Source organism: Tsukamurella strandjordii, from assembly GCF_039525985.1.
GTDB classification, from domain to species: Bacteria; Actinomycetota; Actinomycetes; order Mycobacteriales; family Mycobacteriaceae; genus Tsukamurella; species Tsukamurella strandjordii.
On record NZ_BAAAII010000002.1, the window covers coordinates 562,740 to 583,380 of the forward strand.

Annotated in this window: 20 protein-coding genes; 6 read left to right on the forward strand and 14 right to left on the reverse strand. The window is 70.5% G+C overall.

Features of this window, described 5'->3' with window-relative positions; genetic code table 11:
- Positions 1-4: 4 nt before the first annotated feature.
- Positions 5-856, reverse strand: coding sequence for a hypothetical protein (locus tag ABD108_RS03495; protein WP_343929348.1), 852 nt, complete (start codon positions 854-856; stop codon positions 5-7).
- 374 nt (positions 857-1,230) lie between these two features.
- Here ABD108_RS03495 and ABD108_RS03500 point away from each other — a divergent pair, with 374 nt between their 5' ends.
- Positions 1,231-1,527: a WhiB family transcriptional regulator gene (locus ABD108_RS03500; protein ID WP_220656403.1), complete on the forward strand. Its 297-nt coding sequence runs from the start codon at positions 1,231-1,233 to the stop codon at positions 1,525-1,527.
- A gap of 9 nt (positions 1,528-1,536) precedes the next feature.
- On the opposite strand, the gene ABD108_RS03505 is transcribed toward ABD108_RS03500, so the two are convergent.
- From ABD108_RS03505 to ABD108_RS03525, 5 genes are all read right to left on the reverse strand, one after another.
- Entirely contained in the window at positions 1,537-2,391 is an 855-nt protein-coding gene (locus ABD108_RS03505) for an LLM class flavin-dependent oxidoreductase (protein WP_343929350.1), read from the reverse strand.
- 95 nt (positions 2,392-2,486) lie between these two features.
- The gene (gene groL / locus ABD108_RS03510) at positions 2,487-4,100 is read right to left on the reverse strand and encodes a chaperonin GroEL (RefSeq protein WP_220656405.1); all 1,614 of its coding nucleotides are present in this window, start codon (positions 4,098-4,100) and stop codon (positions 2,487-2,489) included.
- Between the two features lie 84 nt (positions 4,101-4,184).
- Positions 4,185-4,484 (reverse strand): co-chaperone GroES, encoded by a 300-nt coding sequence (gene groES / locus ABD108_RS03515; protein WP_220656406.1) that lies wholly within the window; start codon positions 4,482-4,484, stop codon positions 4,185-4,187.
- 166 nt (positions 4,485-4,650) lie between these two features.
- The gene (locus ABD108_RS03520; RefSeq protein WP_343929352.1) at positions 4,651-6,015 is read right to left on the reverse strand and encodes a DUF445 domain-containing protein; all 1,365 of its coding nucleotides are present in this window, start codon (positions 6,013-6,015) and stop codon (positions 4,651-4,653) included.
- 39 nt (positions 6,016-6,054) lie between these two features.
- Positions 6,055-6,801 (reverse strand): TetR/AcrR family transcriptional regulator, encoded by a 747-nt coding sequence (locus tag ABD108_RS03525; RefSeq protein WP_343929354.1) that lies wholly within the window; start codon positions 6,799-6,801, stop codon positions 6,055-6,057.
- A gap of 68 nt (positions 6,802-6,869) precedes the next feature.
- Between ABD108_RS03525 and ABD108_RS03530 the strand changes: the two genes are divergently transcribed.
- On the forward strand, positions 6,870-7,268 hold the full coding sequence (locus ABD108_RS03530; protein WP_220656409.1) for a VOC family protein: 399 nt from the start codon (positions 6,870-6,872) through the stop codon (positions 7,266-7,268).
- Positions 7,269-7,324: 56 nt separating this feature from the next.
- Here ABD108_RS03530 and ABD108_RS03535 read toward each other — a convergent pair whose 3' ends face one another.
- Entirely contained in the window at positions 7,325-8,836 is a 1,512-nt protein-coding gene (locus ABD108_RS03535) for an MFS transporter (protein ID WP_220656410.1), read from the reverse strand.
- A gap of 65 nt (positions 8,837-8,901) precedes the next feature.
- Here ABD108_RS03535 and ABD108_RS03540 point away from each other — a divergent pair, with 65 nt between their 5' ends.
- Entirely contained in the window at positions 8,902-9,366 is a 465-nt protein-coding gene (locus ABD108_RS03540; RefSeq protein WP_343929357.1) for a MarR family winged helix-turn-helix transcriptional regulator, read from the forward strand.
- On the opposite strand, the gene ABD108_RS03545 is transcribed toward ABD108_RS03540, so the two are convergent.
- The gene (locus ABD108_RS03545) at positions 9,363-10,058 is read right to left on the reverse strand and encodes an alpha/beta hydrolase (RefSeq protein ID WP_220656412.1); all 696 of its coding nucleotides are present in this window, start codon (positions 10,056-10,058) and stop codon (positions 9,363-9,365) included. The two genes, ABD108_RS03540 and ABD108_RS03545, sit on opposite strands and share 4 nt — an antisense overlap.
- A 72-nt stretch (positions 10,059-10,130) precedes the next feature.
- On the opposite strand from ABD108_RS03545, the gene ABD108_RS03550 reads away from it, so the two are divergent.
- Positions 10,131-11,003: an AraC family transcriptional regulator gene (locus tag ABD108_RS03550; RefSeq protein ID WP_343929359.1), complete on the forward strand. Its 873-nt coding sequence runs from the start codon at positions 10,131-10,133 to the stop codon at positions 11,001-11,003.
- On the opposite strand, the gene ABD108_RS03555 is transcribed toward ABD108_RS03550, so the two are convergent.
- Both ABD108_RS03555 and ABD108_RS03560 read right to left on the reverse strand, forming a co-directional pair.
- Positions 11,000-12,778 carry a DUF2339 domain-containing protein gene (locus tag ABD108_RS03555; protein WP_343929361.1) on the reverse strand — a complete coding sequence of 593 codons (1,779 nt, stop codon included), beginning with the start codon at positions 12,776-12,778 and terminating at the stop codon, positions 11,000-11,002. The genes ABD108_RS03550 and ABD108_RS03555 overlap by 4 nt on opposite strands.
- Before the next feature lie 47 nt (positions 12,779-12,825).
- The gene (locus tag ABD108_RS03560) at positions 12,826-14,307 is read right to left on the reverse strand and encodes an MFS transporter (RefSeq protein WP_343929363.1); all 1,482 of its coding nucleotides are present in this window, start codon (positions 14,305-14,307) and stop codon (positions 12,826-12,828) included.
- Positions 14,308-14,437: 130 nt separating this feature from the next.
- Here ABD108_RS03560 and ABD108_RS03565 point away from each other — a divergent pair, with 130 nt between their 5' ends.
- On the forward strand, positions 14,438-14,866 hold the full coding sequence (locus tag ABD108_RS03565; protein ID WP_220656416.1) for a MarR family winged helix-turn-helix transcriptional regulator: 429 nt from the start codon (positions 14,438-14,440) through the stop codon (positions 14,864-14,866).
- 4 nt (positions 14,867-14,870) lie between these two features.
- Here ABD108_RS03565 and tsaD read toward each other — a convergent pair whose 3' ends face one another.
- Genes tsaD through tsaB form a run of 3 tightly spaced genes read right to left on the reverse strand, consistent with a single transcriptional unit; the run spans position 14,871 to position 16,934 of the window.
- The gene (tsaD, locus tag ABD108_RS03570) at positions 14,871-15,905 is read right to left on the reverse strand and encodes a tRNA (adenosine(37)-N6)-threonylcarbamoyltransferase complex transferase subunit TsaD (RefSeq protein WP_343929365.1); all 1,035 of its coding nucleotides are present in this window, start codon (positions 15,903-15,905) and stop codon (positions 14,871-14,873) included.
- Entirely contained in the window at positions 15,902-16,366 is a 465-nt protein-coding gene (gene rimI, locus ABD108_RS03575; protein ID WP_305110045.1) for a ribosomal protein S18-alanine N-acetyltransferase, read from the reverse strand. The genes tsaD and rimI overlap by 4 nt, the downstream gene beginning before the upstream one ends.
- Positions 16,359-16,934 (reverse strand): tRNA (adenosine(37)-N6)-threonylcarbamoyltransferase complex dimerization subunit type 1 TsaB, encoded by a 576-nt coding sequence (tsaB, locus tag ABD108_RS03580; protein WP_343929367.1) that lies wholly within the window; start codon positions 16,932-16,934, stop codon positions 16,359-16,361. The genes rimI and tsaB overlap by 8 nt, the downstream gene beginning before the upstream one ends.
- Positions 16,935-17,074: 140 nt before the next feature.
- Between tsaB and ABD108_RS03585 the strand changes: the two genes are divergently transcribed.
- Entirely contained in the window at positions 17,075-17,704 is a 630-nt protein-coding gene (locus ABD108_RS03585) for a VOC family protein (protein ID WP_343929369.1), read from the forward strand.
- Between the two features lie 12 nt (positions 17,705-17,716).
- Here ABD108_RS03585 and ABD108_RS03590 read toward each other — a convergent pair.
- Positions 17,717-20,641, reverse strand: a 2,925-nt coding sequence (locus tag ABD108_RS03590; RefSeq protein WP_343929371.1) for a hypothetical protein, incomplete at its 5' end; no start/stop codon positions are given.

Consider the following 20,641-nt stretch of genomic DNA (forward strand, 5'->3'; position numbering starts at 1 on the left):
GCCGTTACAGTCTTCCCATTTCCGCGCCATCGCGAATCCACTTCGCCTCGATGGTCGCGGCCTCCCGCGCGAAACGCTGCCCCCGCACCTCATCTGACAACGCGGTCATCAGTTTCGCACCGGCCCACTGTAGAGGATCGAACCCACCCTCGGTGGCGATCGCATACGCCGTACGGGCCAGCTCGGTCGCGCGTCCCACATCGCCCGACGCGGCCGCCGCGGAAGCGGCGATGAGCTGCGTCTTCGCATGATGACGGGGGTGCGCCGGCCCCGGATCGCCGTCGATCAGAGCGGTCAGCGAGCGGCCGGCTCCGGCGGTATCGCCCGAGTAGATCGCCAGCTCGGCCGCCACCCAGTCCCGTCGCAGGGCCGCCCGCGGCACCGTCCACCAGGGCCACTCGACGCCGGCGTCCGCCGCTTCCAGTTCCGTGTCGGCACGGGCCAGCATCGCCGCGGCCAGGGCGAATCGACCGACGCCGAGCGCGTCGGCCGCGAGCCCGACGAGGGCGTCGACCCGCACCGCCACCGCGAGCCCCGCATCGTCGCCGGGCAGTCCCGCCGCGAGGGCCCACGCGGCACCGTCGCTTCCCGAGGCCCGACGGTGCCCGCCGGACTGGCGCAGCATCGACGCCTCCAGGCACCGCGCCGCCGACCCGAATGCCCCGGTACCGATGGTGGCGGAGAGCGCCCGCGCCGCGGCGAATCGTCCCCGGCCGGCCAGCGCGACCGCGCGGAGCCAGGCGCGACCCTCGGGGTCTCCGGCCGCCGCCCCGGACCCCGCGCCCAGCCCGAAGGCCGCCGCGAGCGCACCGTCCAGCTCCGGCGTCGCCCGCGACCCCGGGATCCCCGTTTCCAAAGATTTAACCTCTCGAATTTTGCGCGCTCACCGCGGCCCCAAGGCTGCCGATTCTCACGCGAATGTTACCTGACGGTAAAGTCGGACACCGCGACAATGTCGCAGATTCACACTCAATCCACGCCGTGGAAATAGTCTTTCTTACACCGTTGGCCAGCACTCCAGCGGTTCTCTCGGTAGCATTTTGCTGTCGCAAAATTGGCACGTGAGGGGTGCCGACAATGAACGCAATGTTAAATCTCGACGTGATTCGTGGTCCGGTCGGAATACCCTCACGAGGTTGACCTTCCTCTCGCTAACTGCATACGGTGAGCGCAGCGGAACAACGACGTTTCGATGCCAGCGAAGACGACGCCGAGCGTTTGGAGAATGCGATGCCTCAGCCTAATGAGCTCCCGGGGCCCAATGCCGATTTCTGGGATTGGCAGATGCGGGGTGTGTGTCGTGGCGTCGACAGCTCGGTGTTCTTCCATCCGGACGGTGAACGGGGCCGGGCCCGCGCCCAGCGCGAACGGCGTGCCAAGGAGCTGTGCCACACCTGCCCCGTGCTGGTCCAGTGCCGCAGCCACGCGCTCGCGGTCGCGGAGCCGTACGGAATCTGGGGCGGACTGTCCGAGTCCGAACGCGCCACCCTCATGAAGCGGGACGCCCGGCGGCCGATCGCCGGCTGACCCTCTCGCCTACGCCACCGGCGGCCCCTGATCGATCCGCGCCCGAGTGCGCGCGGCCTCGTCGGGGGCGCCGAGATCGTCCCAGTACGAATCGACGAACCACGTGTAGCCGACGTCCGCGAGCTGTGCGGCCCGTTCCACGGAACGGGAGCGCTCGGCGATCGGATAGCCCGCCTCCCCCACCAGGTCGTACGGAGACGTGAATCCCGCCTCCGCCCGAAGCTGGAGGACCTCGCGCGCGATGGCCGCGTATTCGTCGACGGTGGCGTCGTAGGTCTCCGGTGCCACCCCGGCGGGCGGCCGGAAGTTGGGCAGCAGCCCGTCGCACCGCGCGGCGCGGGCCATCGACTTCCGCGCCCCGGCCAGGCCGACGCACCACACGGGGATGCGCGGCCGCTGGACGGTGGGCGGCGCGGCGAGAGGCCCCGGATCGAGTGCCTTCACGGTGTGATGGCGCCCGTCGTACGAGAACGGTTCTCCCGACCACAGCCCGAACAGCACGTCGAGGTTCTCGTCCAACAGCTCGGCGCGCGTCCTGCGCCCCTGATCGGGTTCGAAGGCCGTCCACTCCTCCAACACCGCGCCGAGCCCGACCGGCAGGATCACCCTGCCGCCGGAGAGCAGGTCGAGGCTGGTGGTGACGCGGGCCAGATCCCACGGCCGCCAGCGCGACAGCGGGGTGAGCATCGTGCCGAGGCGGATCCGTTCCGTGGCGACGGCGGCCGCCGTGAGCGCGACCCAGGCGTCGAGCCCCGCAACCGACTCCCAGGAGAAGACGGCGTCCCACCCGGCCTCCTCCGCGGCCCGTGCCGCGTCGGCGAACCGCCGGGGGTCCCGGTCCGTCACCACGATCCCGTACCGCATGTCCCGACCGTAGCCCCGTCCACCGACACGTGCAGCGGATACGACGGCGCCCCCGGCCGGAAGGGCCGGGGGCGCCGAAGCGGTGCGGGTGGTGCCTAGTGCGCGTGGCCGTGGCCGGCGTGCGCGTCGTCGGCCTCGTCGACCGGCTTGTCCACCACGGTGGCCTCGGTCGTGAGGATCATGCGCGCCACCGAGGCGGCGTTCACGACGGCGCTGCGGGTCACCTTGACGGGGTCGATGACGCCATCGGCGATGAGGTCGCCGAAGGCCAGCGTGGCGGCGTTGAAGCCCTTGCCGGTCTCGGTCACCTGGTTGACGATGACGGCGCCGTCCTCGCCCGCGTTGCTGGCGATCCAGAACAGCGGTGCGGTGAGGGCGCGACGGAAGGCGCGCACGCCCAGCTTGAAGTCGCCCTCGGAGGAGTCCTCCAGGTCGGCCAGCTGCGCGCTGACCTTGACCAGCGCGGTGCCGCCGCCGGAGACGATGCCCTCCTCGACCGCGGCGCGGGCAGCGGAGACCGCGTCCTCGACGCGGTACTTGCGCTCCTTGAGCTCGGTCTCGGTGTTGGCCCCCACGCGGATCACGGCGACGCCACCGGCCAGCTTCGCGAGGCGCTCGGAGAGCTTCTCGCGATCCCAGTCGGAGTCGCTGTTCTCGATCTCGGCCTTGATCTGCGCGCTGCGCTGCTGCACGTCCTCCTTGGAACCGCCACCGTCGACGATGGTGGTGGAGTCCTTGGTGACCTCGACGCGGCGGGCGCTGCCCAGCAGGTCGATGCCGGCCGTGGCCAGGCTCAGGCCCAGATCGGTGTTGATCACGGTGCCACCGGTCACGATGGCAAGATCCTCGAGGAAGGCCTTGCGGCGATCACCGAAGAACGGCGCCTTCACGGCGACGGCCTTGATGGTCTTGCGCAGGGTGTTGAGGACCAGCGTCGAGAGCGGCTCGCCCTCGACGTCCTCGGCCACGATCAGCACCGGCTTGCCGGTCTCCAGGATCTTCTCCAGCAGCGGCAGGAAATCCGGGAGCGAGGTGATCTTGTCGCGGTAGAGCAGCACGAGCGCGTCGTCGAAGACGACCTTGCGTGCTTCGAGGTCGGTCACGAAGTTCGGGGAGATGTAGCCCTTGTCGAACTGCACACCCTCGGTGACCACCACGTCGGTCTCGACGCCGGAGCTCTCCTCGATGGTGACGACGCCGTCGGCGCCGACCTTGGTCATCGCGGCGCCGATCATGTCGCCGAGCTCGCTGTCGCGCGAGCTGACGGTCGCGACCTGGGCGATCGCCTTCTCGCCGTTCACCGGGGTGGCCTGCGCGATGAGGATCTCGGAGGCCTTGTCGGCGGCCGCGCCGATGCCCTTGCCGAATTCGATCGGGTTGGCGCCGGCGGCGACGTTGCGCAGGCCCTCCTTGACGATGGCCTGGGCGAGCACGGTGGCGGTGGTGGTGCCATCGCCCGCGATGTCGTTGGTCTTGGTGGCGACGGACTTCACCAGCTGGGCACCGAGGTTCTCGACCGGATCGTCGAGCTCGATCTCCTTGGCGATGGTCACGCCGTCGTTGGTCACGGTGGGTCCGCCGAAGGCCTTGGCCAGCACCACGTGCCGGCCGCGGGGTCCGAGGGTCACCTTCACCGCGTCGGCGAGCGCGTCGACGCCGGCCTCGAGGCTGCGGCGTGCGCTCTCGTCGAATGCGATCTGCTTAGCCATATGTAAAGCTCCTGGGCTCGGATGAAACGACTCCGGACCGCCCCGCCGGGGCGGGGCGGTCCGGAATTCGCACGGCTTGGTCTGTTACTTGCCGATGACGGCGAGCACGTCGCGCGAGCTGAGCACGAGGTACTCCTCGCCGCCGTACACGAACTCGGTGCCGCCGTACTTGCTGAACAGCACGGTGTCGCCCTCGCTGATGCCGGTGGGGACGCGGTTGCCCGCCTCCGTCACGCGACCCTCGCCCACGGCGACGACGGTGCCGGTCTGCGGCTTCTCCTTGGCGGTGTCCGGAATAACCAGACCCGAAGCAGTGGTGGTCTCGGCCTCGGTGGCCTTGACCAGGATCTTGTCGTCAAGCGGCTTGATGTTCACGCTTGCCACAGTTCGCCTCCATGTGTGGATATCGGTGTCATTTGTCTGGCCCGAAAGTCACAGCCGTCGTCGCGGGTGCCGGCGTCACCTTGTGTGCCGAGTCGCCTCGACACACGAACCACTTAGCACTCTACCCATGGGAGTGCTAGCGCTTCAAGGCCCGGCCTGCGAGATGTCAGTGGGTGAGGTTCTCGACCATCAGCACTTGCAGCTCACCGACCAGGAAACCGAGGATCGCACCCACCATGATCAGGGTCTTCTCATCGGCCTGGAACGCGGGGCGCAGGACGCCCTCGAACTCCTCGGGTGTCATCGCGGCCATCTTCTCGATCATCGTGGCGCGAATGTCGAGCTTGGCGTCGAGGTAGTCGGTGGCCTCGCCGAGGATCACGGGCAGGGCGGTGACGAAGTCGTCGGCACCCGCCCGCGACATGGGGCCGATCTGCGTCATGTCGAGCCCGCCCGCGACCTTCCCCACGGGGCCGCCGACCGCGCTGCCCACGGCGCCCACCGCGTCGGCGACCACCCCGACCAGCGCGCCGACGGTGACGGGGCCGACGCCGATGCCGTCGAGCCCGGTGCTGCGGCGCAACGCCTTCTCGATGCTCGGCATCTCCTCCTCGATCGCCTCGCGCAGCACGCCGGCCACCACGGTGACCAGTTGGTCGCGGTGCGGACCGGTGAACAGCGAGCGGACCAGCCGGTCGGAGGTGAGCACACGCGCGGCGATCAGGCTGCCGTACTCCTCGGAGACCGCGATGCGGTGCTTGAGGAACAGGCCCTGCCATTCGACGAGGCCGAGGTAGCGCTTCGGTTCCTTGGGGTTGAAGATCAGGCGCAGCGCGGCCCAGTCGGTGAACCAGCCGGTGAAGAGGCCGAACAGCGGCATCACCCAGGGGTTGCGGAACACCGCCCAGGCGGCGGCCTGCAGGATGCCGATGAGGAAGCCGAAGACCAGGCCGCTGCGCCGGATGAAGGCGAACTCGCGCCGGCCGACGTCGAGGAACATCTTCTCCAGCAGGTCCGGATCGGCGAGCACCTCCCGCGTCACCATCTCCTTGAGATCGAAGACCTCGTCGAGGTTGTCGCGGATGGCGGCCACGAGCTGCGGCACGAGCGACCGGGCGATCACCTGTGCGCGCTGCACCACGAGGTCACGGCCGGTGCCGGGCAGCAGGTTCCACAGCGCGGGCTGGTACTCGGCGGCCACCACGGGCACGATGCGGGCGACCTCACGGCGCAGGGCGCGTTCCATCCGGTCGCCGAGTTCCTCGGGATCGACCTTCTCCAGGATCTCGGAGGCGGAGACCAGGCGGTCGGTGAGGGTGTCGCACAGCACCTCGACCATCTGCGGGGCGCGCTTGGGGATGATGCCCTGCCAGCCGAGCTTGCCGATGCCCCTGAACTGCTGCGGCCGGAACATCATTCGGATCGCAACGATCTTGGTGCCCCAGCCGATGAGCGCGGCGATGATCGGCATCGACGCGTAGATCGGCCAATTCCGTTGCAGGTCGGCGGTGATCGCTGCCCAGGACTGCATGGCGACACAGTACGCACGCGGCGCAGCCCCCGGGGCCGGTTAGGAGGACTCGGATCGCACCTGGTCGACGTACCGAACGAGGCCGTCGACGAGCCGGTCGAGCCCGAAGACGTAGGCGGCGTCACCGTCGTGGGCGGCACCCATCGCCTCGCCCGCTGCGGTGCCGACGCGGGAGGCGAGCGGATAGTCGGCGGGGTCGATGACCGCCGCGAGGGCTGCGCCGTAGTCGGCCCACCACTGCGCCGGGGTCGCGGGATCCGGTCGGCGCGCGGCCTCGTCGCGCGCTGTCCCGCGGACGAAGCCGAGTACCTGGTTCAGGCACAGGTCCATGGGCACGTCGTCGAGCCCGAGCGCGTCGAAGACGGCGAGCTCGGTCTCGTACTTCCCGACGGTGCCGGGCCCCAGGACGGGACTCTCGAGCGGCGCGTCGGTGAGCCAGGGGTGCGCGCGGTGGGCGGCCAGGTTGCGGTCGGCGAGTTCGCGCACCGATTGCGGCCAGGGCTGATCGATGGGTCCGGCCGCGTGCACCTCGGCGTTGACGGCATCGGTCATGAGGTCGAGGAGGCGCTCTTTCCCGTCGGCGTAGGTGTACACGGCCATCCGTGAGGCGCCGACCTCCTCGGCGATCCGGCGGATGGTGGCGGCCGCGAGGCCCTCGGCATCGGCGATCCGGATCGCGGCCGCGACCACGGTGTCCACGTCGAGCCGGGACTTGGGCCCGCGGCGCGACGGCTCGGGCACGCGCCACAGCAGCCGGACGAAGCGCGCGGCGTCGGATTCGGTCACGGGAACAATCCTGCCACCCCACGCGTTAAACTCATGTCGTTGTCCGCTAATTACGCATCGGAGAGCCCATGAACATCACCTCGCACACCCTTTCGCTCAACGTCGCCGACCCGATCGCCTCCGCGGAGTTCGTCCGCCGCCACTTCGGTTACACCCCGCAGATGAGCTTCGACGGCGTGGAATCGGTGGCGGCACCGGACGGCGGACCGTCGATCGTGTACCTGCGCACCGGCCTTTCCACGTTCAAGCCCGAGAGTCAGGCCGGATCGGCGACCGGCCTACTCGTGGTGTTCACCGTGGACGACATCGACACGCAGTACCAGCGGCTGCGGGCTGCCGGGGCGCCGGTGGTGACGGCCATCGAGACCGAGCCCTGGGGCGAGCGGTACTTCCAGACCGCCGACCCCAACGGCGTCGTCTATCAGCTGGTGCAGTGGGTGACCGCCGACGGCGAGCCTCCCCGCTAGCTCGACGACGCGCGCCCCCGGCTTCGAAAGCCGGGGGCGCGCAGCGTTATCGGGCGTCAGTCGACCAGCTGTGGAGCCGGAGTGGCCTGGGCCTGCGGCCGGGAGAGCCCGAGGACGACGGCGGTGCCGGCGATCCCGACCACGGTCAGGCCCACGATCACCGTGATGGCGGTGGTCATGCCGGGCAACAGCTGCCCGGGCTCGGCGGCGACGTGCCCACTGGTGGTGATCGCGGTGACCACGGCCATCATCACCGCGCCGCCCACCTGGATGAAGGTGTTGAGAAGGCCCGAGGCCAGACCCTGCTCATCGTCGTCGACACCTGCGGTGGCCTGCGAGTTCACCGCCGGGAAGGTGAGTGCGAAGCCCACGCCCAGCAGCAGAATGGTGGGGAACAGGAACACCCAGTAGCTGGCGCCGGGCTCGGCGCGCAGGAACCAGGCGTACGCGCCGAGGAAGGCGAGCAGGCCCACCGCGACGAGCACGGTGCTGTTCACCCGGTCGAGCACGGCGTCGATCTTGGTGGCCGAGGCCACCACGAGCAGGCCTGCAGGTAGGAAGGCGAGCGACATCGCCACCGGGCTCCAGCCGAGCGAATCCTGCACGTACAGCGTCACCAGGAACTGGAAGGCCGCGTAGCCGCCGAACATCACGAATCCGGCGAGGTTCGCGTGCACCAGCCGCACCGACTTCAGGATCGACAGGCGCACCAGCGGGTGCGGGTGCTTGAGCTCGATCACCACGAAGGCCACGGCCAGGAGTGCGGCCACGGTGAACAGGGTGAGCACGGTGGCGGAGGTCCAGCCCAGGCCGGGCGCCTGGACCACGGTGTACACCAGCAGGAGCAGGGCACCCGTGGAGGTGAGCGCGCCCGCCACATCGAATCGCTTGAGCGCGAACTTCTCCGACGGTGCGGCCTTCGGGATCACCTTCCAGCCGAGCACCACGAGCGCGAGAGCGATCGGGCCGGGGAAGAGCAGGGTGAGCCGGTAGGAGACCTCGGTGAGCAGGCCGCCGAAGACGAGGCCGAGAGAGAAGCCGGAGGCACCGCACACGGTGTAGATGGAGAAGGCCTTGTTGCGGGCGGGCCCCTCGGCGAAGGTCGTGGTGATGATCGACAGTCCGGCGGGCACGGTGAAGGCCGCGGCCACGCCCTTGATGAAGCGCAGCGCGATCAGCACGGCGGGCACGTCGATGAAGGCGGTGGCGACGGAGGCGATACCGAAGACGAGCACGGCGCCGAGGAAGACGGGGCGGCGGCCCAGCAGGTCGGCGGCGCGGCCACCGAGCAGGAGCAGACCGCCGTAGCCGAGCACGTAGCCCGAGACGATCCATTGCAGGGCCGCGGGTTCCATGCCGAGGGCGGCCTTGATGGAGGGCAGTGCCACGCCCACCATCGAGATGTCGAGGGCGTCCAGGAAGAGCGCGCCGCAGAGGACGAGCAACAGGAGCCAGGTGCGGGAGGTCCATCCGGTCGGCGAGGTCACGTGGAGCGACGGTGCGTCGGACCCGGTGGGCGCTGTCGGGTTCTCGTGTGTGGTGGTCACGAGCGAGAACTCTATGCGCATGCATTCAATGTGTCTACATTTATTTCTCAGGAATATTTTGCGCGCGCCCGGTGTAGCATGTGGCCATGACGGTCAAAGGCGACATCGCGCCGGCGGCGGAGGCGGGCCCCGAGTCCGAGGCCGACGAGGCGCTGGCCGCGCAGTGGCACCAGCTGATGCGCGACTACGCGCGCATGTCGTGTGCGCTCGACCGGGCTCTGAGCGCCCACGACCTCACCTCGTCGGAGTTCGAGGTCCTGGAGCAGCTCGCCCGGGCCGGCACCGACGGCCTGCGCATGGCGGATCTCGCCGAGCGCGTGCACCTGTCGCAGTCGGCACTCTCACGACTCGTCGCGCGACTGGAACGGGACGGCCTCGCCGCCCGCTCGATGTGCTCGAGCGATCGCCGCTCGGTTTTCACCACCATCACCGAGGAGGGCGGGCGCCGCTACGCCGACGCCCGCCCCACTCAGCGGTCCGTGCTCCGCGCGGAGGTCGCCACCTGCCGGGTGGGCGAATACCTGTGCGGCGAGGAGGATTCCGCGAACTAGCTCGCAGTCCCGGCCACGGCGGCGTCGATCAGATCGGCGATCTCCGCGGGGTGCGAGGCGAGCGACGCGTGGCTGGCCTCGAGCTCGATCACGCCGCGGGGTGCGATCCGCTCCGCCATCCGACGCTCGTTGTCCGGGTGGATCATCCGATCCTCCGTGGACACCTGGTACCAGCTGGGCTTGTGCCGCCACGCGGGCTCGGTGATCGCATCACCGAAAGTGGATGCCAGCGGCGCCTTCTGCGTGACCGCCATGACCAGCGCCTCGTCGGCGGAGAGGTCCTGGGCGAAGTTCGCGTGGAACTCGTCCTGCTTGATCCACAGGTAGCCGTCCGAATCGGGGGCCAGGGCCGCCGCACCTGCCGGCGGGTTCTCCTGAGTGATGCCGCCGGGGCTCTCCCCCGCATCGGGGGCGAAGGCCGCGACGTACACCAGTCCGACGACATTGGGCAGGTTACCCGCCTCGGTGATCACGGCGCCGCCGTAGGAGTGGCCCACCAGGATCACGGGCCCGTCGACCTGCGCCACCATCTTGCGGGTGCGCTCCGCATCGTCCGCCAGCGAGGTGAGCGGGTTCTCCACGGCGCGCAGCTCGGGGTAGCCCCGCTTGCGGAGTTCGACGATCACCCCGGCCCAGTGGGCGGCGCCGCCCCAGAAGCCGTGAACGAGGACGATGGTCGGCTTGTCAGTCATTGCGTGTGCCCTTCCGGTGATGCGAACTATGCTGTGCACGACCCAGAGTAGAAGGATGTTCAGTCAAACAACATGCCTGAATCGACGCAGTTCTTTGCAGATCGTCCAGACGTCTCCCGCCCTGATGCCCTGTCGGAACTCCTCCGATCGGTGCGGCTGTACGGCGTTCGCGCGGCACGATACGTGTCCGAGGGACCCTTCAGCGAGCACGTCGCAGACCGGCGGTTGGTCTATCTCGCCGTCTCCACCGGGCTCACCGTTCGGGTGGGCGATGCCGATGTCCCCCTCGCGCCGGCGGATATGGTGCTGCTCGCCCGTGGTGACGAACACCTGCTCCACGGCACGGGAGCCACCGAGTGGGTGCGAGGCGAATTCGACGTCGACTCCGCCGTGGCCGACCCGGTGCTCTCCGTCCTTCCCCCACTGATCCGCTGCGCCGCTGACGACCCCGGCGCGCAATGGCTTCCGCTGAGCCTGTACCTGCTGCTCGATGAGGCGAAGAACCCGCGTCCCGGCGGGGATGTGATGTCGTCCCGGATCCTGGAACTCTTGTTCATCCACGCCCTCCGCCATTGGGCCGCAACCGGTTCCGAATCGAATCCGGGCTGGCTCACCGCCGCGATGGATCCGAACATCGGACCGGCCCTGACGGCTGTGCACGCGCATCCGGACCGGCCGTGGACGGTGGCGGAGCTCGCCGAGGTCGCGATGCTGTCCCGATCGGCCTTCGCGGCGAGGTTCACCCGGCTGCTCGGCGTGGCACCGTCGGCGTACGTGACCGACCGGCGGCTGGACCGTGCGGCCGAGCTGCTGCGGGAATCCGATCTGCCGGTCGGAGAGGTCGGGCGCGCTGTGGGCTACGGGTCGGAAGCGGGCTTCAGCCGGGCCTTCTCACGGCGGTACGGCGCGTCGCCGCGTCGCTGGCGCTCCGGGGTGGACGGCTAGCGCGGCGCGTCGTCCGCCCGGTCCGGGCGCGCGGCGTAGACCGCACCCACTGCCAGCAGTGCCACGCCCACCACGAGGAAGGCGATCACCCGGACCACACCGTCGAGCGAGGCCAGGTCGAACAGGAAGAGCTTTGCGACCGCCGCGCCGATCATCACCAGTCCGGCGACGGTGGTCGCCGGGCCCGTGCCCGGACGGCGCACGAGCACGGCTGCGGCGCCGACGGCCATCCAGGTGACGGTGGCGAGGCCGTGGCCCCAGCGCATGCCGGCCGGGCCGGCAACGGCCCAGCCCGCGTTGACCAGCAGCACGGTGGTGGAGCCGAGGATGATCGCGCCGCCGGCGATGAGGATGGCGGTGCGCCGTTCGGCGGGCACCGCGCCCGATCCGCGCCACACCAGGACCGCGCCGAAGGCGATACCCAGTGCGGACGCGACCAGGACGCCGGCGGATCCCGCGTAGCGCACGGTCTCGGACGATGTGGCGAGCACTGTGGCGCCGAAAGTCCCCACACCGAGCAGGATTCCGATGCCACCGAGAATGCATCCGCACGTCATGGCCACTCGGTCGCGCGCGCCGGCCGAGAGCGCCGCGGTGCCCGCACCCAGGAGCGCGGCCGGAATCCACACCGGCGGCACGAGGACCGCGGTCCCCAGCAGGGCGGCGACGGTGGCGGTGCCGAACCACGCGGCGCGGACCCCGGTCACGGTGCCGGGCAGCAGGCCCATCGCCACGGCGCCGGCGATGAGGGCGGCCACCCCGCCGGCCGCGGCCCACGCGGGCGCCCCGGGGAGCGCGACGAGCACGGGTAGAGCAGCGATCATGCCGCCGGCGACGAGCGGCAGGGCGCGACCGTCGCGGGCACGCGGATCGGCGGCGGCGAGCAGGCCCACGGTCGCGCCCAGTACGGCCGCACCCAGGGCGGGGAGCGCCTCGGCCGAATCGGCGGCCAGGGCGAGAACCGCGAGCGTGCCGGAGGTCCCCACCGAGCGGACCAGGTGCAGCCATTGCCAATCAGCGGGGCGGCGCACGCCGATCGAGGCGATCGCCAGGATCACCGTGAATCCGCCGAGGAGGTACCCGGAGTCCGCGAGCGGCGGCGCCAGCGGATAGATCGGTGCGAAGACGGCGATACCGAGCCACTGCGAGTTCCACCGCGACGCGAGCCAGAGACCGCCGAGCGCGATGAGCCCCGAGAGAGCCAGGCCGACGGCCGGATTCACCCAGTGGTAGATACCGGTGATCGCCACGGTGTCGAGGTAGGCGGCGGCCACACCCGTGGCGGCGAGGGCGCTGGCCCCCACGGTCCCGCCCGGGCGGCGGTGCAGCCAGAGCGCGGTGCCGAGCAGTCCCGCGGCCAGTGCGGTGCCGAGGCCCACGCGCACGGCCGGGCCGAGCAGCCCGGCCTGGGCGGCGAGCACGAGCAGGAGCGCGACGCCCACCAGCGTCACCAGGACCCCGGCTCCGGCGAGCACTCGCCCCACGGTGAAGGGCGAGGCCGCGCTCGGCGTCGCCGCGGGCGCGGGCGCGGAACCGGGGCCCGGCGTCCAGACGGGGCCGGACACACCGGTGTTGGGCCGGGCGGGCGGCACGGGCCGGGGAGCGGGCAGCGGCGCCGGGAGCGGCCGGGCCGGGACCTGTGCGGGAACAGGGGCGACGGTGCCGCGCGGGTCGCGGGCGATCTCGCCGAGTTCCACCTGCATCCATTGCAGGCGGCGCACGGTGATATCGAGCTCGGTGGCGAGCCGGGCGATCCGGGAGTCGGTTGCGGTCATGCCTCAACGATCCCGGACCCGGCCCGCCGACGGATGCGTACGACTACTCAGTCGCGCGGGGTACTTCCCGCCAACTCCTTCTCCTGCGCCTGGTCGGCGGCGTCGCCGCGCGGGATGAAGACGGCGATGACGGCGGCCACCAGCGCGGCGACGGCGGCCACCACGAAGATGGTCTGGAAGGCGCCGGCGGTGGGGATCACATGGCCCGCCATGGTGACCGACTTCGCCGAGATGATGGCCGCGGCGACGGCGGAGCAGATGGTGGTGCCCAGCGAGCGCATCAGGGCGTTGAGGCCGATCGCCGCACCGGTCTTGTTCGGAGGCACGGCCGACATGATGATCGTGGGCATCGCGGCGTAGGCGATGGCGACACCCACGGTGCCGACGACGCTGGCCAACGACAGCTTCCACGCGGCGTCCATCATCAGGTACGCCAGCACGTAGCCGAAGGAGACCACCAGGGCACCGATCGCCAGGGTGTAGGTGGGCCCGATCTTGCGGATGAGGATGCTGGAGACGGGCGCGAAGATCATCATCATGATGCCGCCCGGCATCATCCACAGGCCTGCCTCGAGCAGCGACTTGCCGAGTCCGAATCCGGTGGCGGTGGGGTACTCCATGATCTGCGGTACCGCCAGCATCATCGCCATCATGCCGAAGCCGATGGTGATGGTCGCGATGTTGGTGATGAGCACCCGCGGGCGGGCGGAGGTGCGCAGGTCGACGAGCGGATCGTCGTGGCGCAGTTCGTAGGCGCCCCAGGCGAACAGCACCAGGACGCCGCCGATCCCCAGGGTGAGGGTGCCGACCGAGGTCCAGCCCCAGTCGTTGCCCTTGCTGATGGCGACGAGCGCGCCGACCAGCCCCACGGCCAGACCGAGGGTGCCGATCACGTCGATCCGGCCACCCACGCCGGGGGCGCCGTTGGGCAGCACGAAGACCACCGCCGCGAGGATGAGCAGCGCCAGGCCGGTGGAGACCCAGAACAGCATGTGCCAGTCGTAGGTCTGCGCGATCCAGGCGGAGAGCGGCAGGCCGATGGCGCCGCCCACGCCGAGGGTGGCGCTCATCGCGGCCACGGCGGTGGCGGTCATCGACGGCGGGGTCACCTCGCGCATCATGCTGATGCCCACCGGGATGAAGGCCATCGCCAGGCCCTGCAGTACGCGGCCGACGAGCATGATGAGCAGACCGTCCGACAGGGCCGCCGCCAGCGAGCCAGCCACCAGGAGCACAGCGGTGAGGATCAGGACGGGGCGTTTGCCGATCATGTCGGCGAGCCGGCCGCCCACGGGCATGGCGACGGCGGCCGCGAGGAGGGTCGCCGTGATCACCCAGGAGGCGTTCGCCGACGAGGTGTTCAGCAACTGCGGCAGCTCGGGCTGGATGGGGATCACGAGCGACTGCATGAGCGCGGCCACCATGCCGCCGAAGCACAGGATGATCACGGTCACGAGGGGGTGATTGCGGCGGGAAGCGCCGGAATCAGGCGCAGCGGACGGGGCCGCGGCGGAAACATTGCTGGTCACAGGGCAGTCCTTCGGACGATTTCACATACATGTGTGTAACATACATATTGTTGTTGCCTGCAACCATATGCCCCGGAACGGGCGGCGTGCAACACGGACGATCCGGACTGCGGGCAGAATCGGAGCTGATATGGACGACGCGGCGCGGCGCCTGGAGCGCGAGATCAACACACTCGGGCAGCATCTGCGTGCGCGGCCGAAGTCGATGGAATTGCGCCTGGATCGCTCGGCCTACCTCGTGCTGCTCCTGCTCGACTGCAACGGCCCGCAGACGCTCAAGGAGATCGCGACGGCGATGGAGTTGGAGCAGTCCACCGTGAACCGGCAGGTGAACCGCGCGATCGATCGCGGCCTGCTGGAATCGGTGACCGCCGAGGCGGGGCCCCGGCTGATCCGCGCCACACCGGCGGGCGACGAGGCCTTCCAGCGCGACCGCGAGGTGAAGCTGCGGGGTATCGCGAGCATCCTGGGTGACCTCGACCCCGAGCATCGGGAATCCCTGATCTCCAGCCTGGTCGCCCTCAACGCGGCGCTCGAATCCCGGAGCGGGCGGGGCTGATCCGCTACACCTTGCTGCGGCGCACCGAGAGGCCGGGATCGGTGGCCGCGCGCAGGTCCGTCGGCGTGGGATCGGCATCGATCACGTGCGCACCCAGGGTCGCGATCATCACGCCGTTGTCGGTGCACAGGCGCGGTTTCGGCACGCGCAGCTCGAAACCAGCAGCGTCGCAGCGCTCCTGGGCGAGCGAGCGGATACGCGAGTTCGCAGTGGCGCCGCCGCCGAGCACAAGCGTCTCGACGCCCGTGTCCTGCGCCGCGCGGATCGCCTTGAAGGTGAGGACGTCCGCGACGGCCTCCTGGAAGGAGGCGGCGATGTCCTCGACCTGCAGGGCGCGCCCCGCGGCCTTCTCGGCCTCCACGTGCCGGGCCACCGCCGTCTTGAGACCGCTGAACGAGAAGTCGTGGCGGGCATCCTGCTGCCGGGTCATGGCGCGCGGGAAGCGAATCGCGTTCGGGTCACCGCGCTGCGCCAGCTCGTCGATCACGGGTCCGCCCGGGTAGCCGAGGCCGAGCAGCCGCGCGACCTTGTCGAAGGCCTCCCCCGCGGCATCGTCGACGGTGGTGCCGAGCTCGGTGATCGGGGCCCCCAGGTCGGTGACGTGCAGCAGATGCGTGTGGCCGCCGGAGACGAGCAGCGCGACGCAGGGCGGCATCGGCCCGTGTTCGAGGGTGTCGACGGCGACGTGTCCGCCCAGGTGGTTGAGGCCGTAGAAGGGCACGTCCCAGGCCGCGGCGTAGGCCTTCGCGGCGGCGACACCCACCAGCAGCGCACCGGCCAGGCCTGGGCCGATGGTCACGGCCAGCGCGTCCGGGCGCTCGACGCCGGCGGTCGCGAGGGCGCGGCGCATCGTCGGGACGATGGCCTCCAGGTGCGCGCGCGAGGCCACCTCGGGCACCACTCCCCCGTATCGGGCGTGCTCGTCCTGCGACGATGCCACCTCGTCGGCCAGCAGGGTGGCGGTGCGTGTTCCGGCGTCCCAATCGACGATGCCCACGCCGGTCTCGTCGCACGAGCTCTCGATCCCCATCACGATCATCGGATCGGCTCCCTCTTCATGGTGTACGCATCGGCACCGGACGGCCGGTAGTAATTCTTCCGCGTGCCGACGGTGACGAATCCGTTGCGCTCGTACAGGGTTCGGGCGGTGTCGTTGTCGGTGCGCACCTCCAGGAAGACGGCGCCGCCGTGCTTGTCGGCATCGTCGAGCAGTCGCCGCAGCAGGGCGTAGCCGATGCCCCGGCCCTGGTACCGCGGATCGACCCCGATGGTGTGCACCTCGGACTCGGGGAAGAAGGTGTTGCCCAACAGGCCGAGTCCGGCGTAGCCGATCAGTTCCCCGCCGTCACGAGCGGCGTAGAACCGGACGTCCTTGTGATCCGCCTCGGAGCGGAACGCCGAAGCGGGCCAGGGATTGTCACCGGGGAACAGGATCTTCTCCAGGTCGGCGCAGCGCTCGGCATCGTCGGCGCGGAGCGCATCGATCACGATGTCAGCCACGCGAGGCCATCTCCACGGCGTCGGGCCGGCGCAGGTACAGCGGCACCAGGGGCTGCGGCGGGGTGCCGATCAGGTGGCGCCCCACGGCCACCAGGGTCTGCGGTGTGGGCGAGCCCTCGACCACGATGGCGCCCGCAGCGTCCAGTTCGGCGGGCTTGATCACGCCCGGCCCCTCCGTGCGTTCGCCGTCGCGGTAGCGGGCCCAGTAGACCTCCTTGCGGCGGGCGTCGGTCACGACGAGGACATCGCCGGGATGCCCGTGCGCGATCGCGTCCAGGCTGCACACACCGTGCACCTCGATGCCGAGCGCATCGCCGAAGGCGGCGCCGGTGGCCATACCGACGCGGAGTCCGGTGAACGGTCCCGGGCCGCAGCCCACGATCACGGCGCCGAGATCGGAGCGCTGCAGCCCGGATTCGGCGAGGCATTCGAGGATGAACGGGGTGAGCACCTCGGCGTGACCGCGCGAGTGCGTCTGTCCGCGCTCAGCGAGCACCCGGCCGAATTCGAGGTCGACGATGCCCACCGTGAGCGCCGGTGTGGCGGTATCGAGGGCGAGCACGAACATAGGTGCAGGTTACCGCCTCGGGGCCGCCCGCCCCGAATCCGTGAGCCGGGCGGCATCCGGTTCGTTCGGGTCGACGGTGCGCCCACCTTCGTCTCGCTGGACCGGCTGACACTGTCGGTGGAGGGGCGCACGATGGGGACATGAGCAACGAATCCCTCGACGATTGGGCTCCGCTCGTGCGGGGCCTGCGCACCCGCTTCCGCACCGGCGATTTCGCCACCGGCCTCGCCCTGGTCACCGAGTTCGCCACCGCGGCGGAGGAGGCGAACCACCATCCCGATCTCACGCTCACCTACGGCCACGTGGACGTATTGCTCTACAGCCACGATGCGGGCCGGGTCACCGATCGGGACCGCACCCTCGCGGCGCGGTACTCAGAGCTGGCGCGCGCCCGCTCCGTCCCCGCCGAACCGCTGGCCCTCACCGTCGTCGAGCTCGGCCTCGACACGGCGGACCAAGCGGTGATCGCGCCGTTCTGGGCGGCCGTACTGCGGCTCGAGGCGAAGCAGGGGAAGTACGAGGAGTTCGAGATCCGCGCGCATGACGCCGACGCCGTGCTGTGGTTCCAGGGCACCGAACCGCACGACTCACCGCGGCAGCGGTTCCACCTGGACGTGTGGGTCGATCCACGCGAGGCGCAGCCGCGGATCGCCGCCGCGCTGGCGGCCGGCGGGCGCCTGGTCACCGACGCCTACGCACCGTCGTTCTGGGTGCTCGCGGACCCCGACGGCAATCACGCCTGCATCTGCACCGTGACCGGGCGGGACTGACCGGGGCCCTGCTCACTCGGTCGTATCCACGACCGCGGTCCGCAGATCGTCCCGTTGCGCCGGCTCCTCCTTGTGGTCGAAGGGATCGGCGTCCGGGGTGTCGTCCTTGGGGACGGCCTTCGTGGAACCACTGCCCGAGGTGCTCGAATCGGCACTGCCCTTGCCGGGGCTGCTTCCACCCGGGGTGACTCCGCCCGAACTGCCGGTGGGCGACTTGGGCGGATCGGCGACACTCGGGTCGGCCGTCGTGGCGTCGTGAGCCTTGTCGGTGCTGCCGCCGGTGTCGGGCTTGGTCGGCGCCTCTCGCTGCGTGCTGTCCGCGGGTGTCGTGGGCTTGTCCGCCCCGCCGGCCCGAGCCGCATCGTTCGCCGCCTTCTCCGCAGCCGCGGCCCGGTCGGCAGCATCGGCCGCGGCCTTCTCCGCGGCCGCACGGTCGGCAGCGGAGCGCTCCGCACCGTCGCGGTCCACCGGGGGTTTCGACGCCTCCTGGGCCGCCTTGTCCGCGGCATCCTTGGCCTTCGCCGCATCGGCCGCGGCGGCCTTGGCCTCCGCATCGGCCTGAGCGGCGTCCCGCGCGGCATCGGAGGCGGCCTTATCGGCGGCAGCGTGCTCGGCGGCTTCCTTGTCGGCATTGGCGCGCTCGGCCGCAGCCTTATCCGCGGCCTCCTTCGCCGCCGCTGAGGAATCCGCAGCCGCCTTATCCGCCGCAGCCTTATCCGTGTTCGCCTTCTCGACCGCGGCCTCCGCCGCTGCCGCCTTATCAGCGGCTTCCTTCGCCGCCGCCGACGAATCCGCCGCCGCCTTATCCGCAGCCGCCTTGTCTGCGTTCGCCTTATCCGCGGACTCCTTCGCCGCCGCTGCCTGCTCTGCCGCTGCGGCTTCCTTCGCGGCCGCGGCGTCCTTCGCTTCCGCGGCGCGATCCGCGGCGGCCGAGCTGTCGGCCAGCGCCTGGTCCGCCTTGTCCTTGGCGGCCCGCGCCTCGTCGGCTGCTGCGGCGGACCGCTCCGCCGCCTCCTTGTCGGCAGCCGCCTTCTGCGTGGCGTCCGCTGCGGCCGCGTCCGCCTGCTTCTGCGCCTCAGCGGCATCGGCGGACGACTTCTCCGCCGCCTTCTGCGCCTCGGCCGACTTGTCGGCCGCCGCCTGGTCGGCAGCCGCCTTGTCCTGCGCTTCCTTCGCCTTCTCGGCGGCCTTATCCTGTGCCGCAGTGCTGTCTGCGGCCGACTTCTCAGCGGCGTCGCGGGCCTGCTCGGACTCGTCGGCCTTCGCCTTATCGGCGGCGGCCTTCTCGGATGCGGCCTTGGCCTCATCGGCGGCGTCCGCAGCGGCCTTGTCGGCGGCCTTGCGTTCGTCGGCGATCTTGCTCGCGTCCGACGCCGCTTGGTCTGCTGCGGCCTTATCCGCGGCAGCCTTATCGGAGGCGTTCTTGGCCGAGTCGGCCTTCTCCGCGGCCGCCTTATCCGCCGCCGCGCGGTCCTCCGCAGCCTTATCGGCAGTGGCCTTGTCCGCCGCCGCCTTATCGGACGCCACCTTGGACGCGTCCGCGGCAGCCTTCTCGGCTGCGGCCTTATCGGAGGCGTCCTTCGCCGCATCGGCGGCGGCCTGATCGGCGGACGACTTATCGGCAGCGGCCCGGTCGGCGGCGGCCTGATCAGCGGCCGCCTTGTCCGCGGCGGCCTTCGAGGCCGCGTCCGCATCGGAGCTGGCCTTCGCCGCGTCCGAGGCCGCCTTATCGGCTGCGGCCTTCTCTGCGGCGGATTGATCCGAGGCAGCCTTGGCCGCGTCGGCCTTATCGGCGGCGTCCTTACGCGCGGCATCGGCCTGCTCCTGCGCCGCAGCAGCATCCGCAGCAGCCTTATCCGCCGCATCCTTCGCCGCCGCAGCCTCATCCGACTCCGACTTCGCCTTCGCCGCCGCATCCGCCGCAGCCTTATCCGCCGCAGCCTTCTCCGACGCCTCCTTATCGGCAGCCGCAGCAGCATCACGCGCCTTCGCAGCCTCATCACTCGTACTCGCCGCATCCGCAGCGGCCTTATCCGCCGCCGCCTTATCCGCAGCCGCCTTATCCGCCGCCGACTTATCCGCCGCGGCCTTATCCGCCGCCGCCTTATCCGCAGCTTCCTTATCCGCAGCCGACTTATCCGCAGCAGCCTTATCGTCGGCAGCCTTCTTCGACGCCGCATCCGACGCCGCAGCAGCATCCGCCGCAGCCCTCGCCGCATCCGCCGCATCCTTATCCGCAGCCGACTTATCCGCCGCAGCCCGATCCGACGCCGCCTTATCGTCCGCAGCCTTCTTCTCCGCAGCATCCCGCGCAGCCGCAGCATCCGACGCAGCCTGCGCCGCATCCGACGCCGACTTATCCGCAGCCGACTTATCCGACGCCGCCTTATCCGCAGCAGCCTTCGCATCCGCCGCCCGATCCGCCGCCGCCTTCGACGCCGCATCCGCATCCGAACTGGCCTTCGCCGCATCCGCAGCCGCCTGATCCGCCGCCGACTTATCCGACGCAGCCTTATCCGCCGCAGCCCGATCCGACGCCGCCTGATCCGCAGCCTTCGACGCCGCATCCGCCTTCGCCGCAGCATCCTTCTCCGCAGCATCACGCTCCGCAGCAGCCTTCTCCGCAGCAGCCTTCGTATCCGCCGCCTTCTGCGCCGCCGCAGCATCCACATCCGTCTTACCGGCCACATCAGCCGCCGCAGCATCCGCCGCCCGCTGCGCCTGATCCGCCTCCGCCGCAGCCTTATCCGCCGCAGCCCGCGCCTCATCCGCAGCCGACTTATCCGCCGCAGCCTTATCCGCAGCCGCCTTCGCAGCAGCATCCGCCTGCTCCTGCGCCGCCTTAGCATCCGCCGCAGCCTTATCCGCAGCATCCTTCGCAGCCGCAGCCTCATCCGCCGCCGCCTTATCAGCAGCAGCCTTCTCCGACGCCGCCTT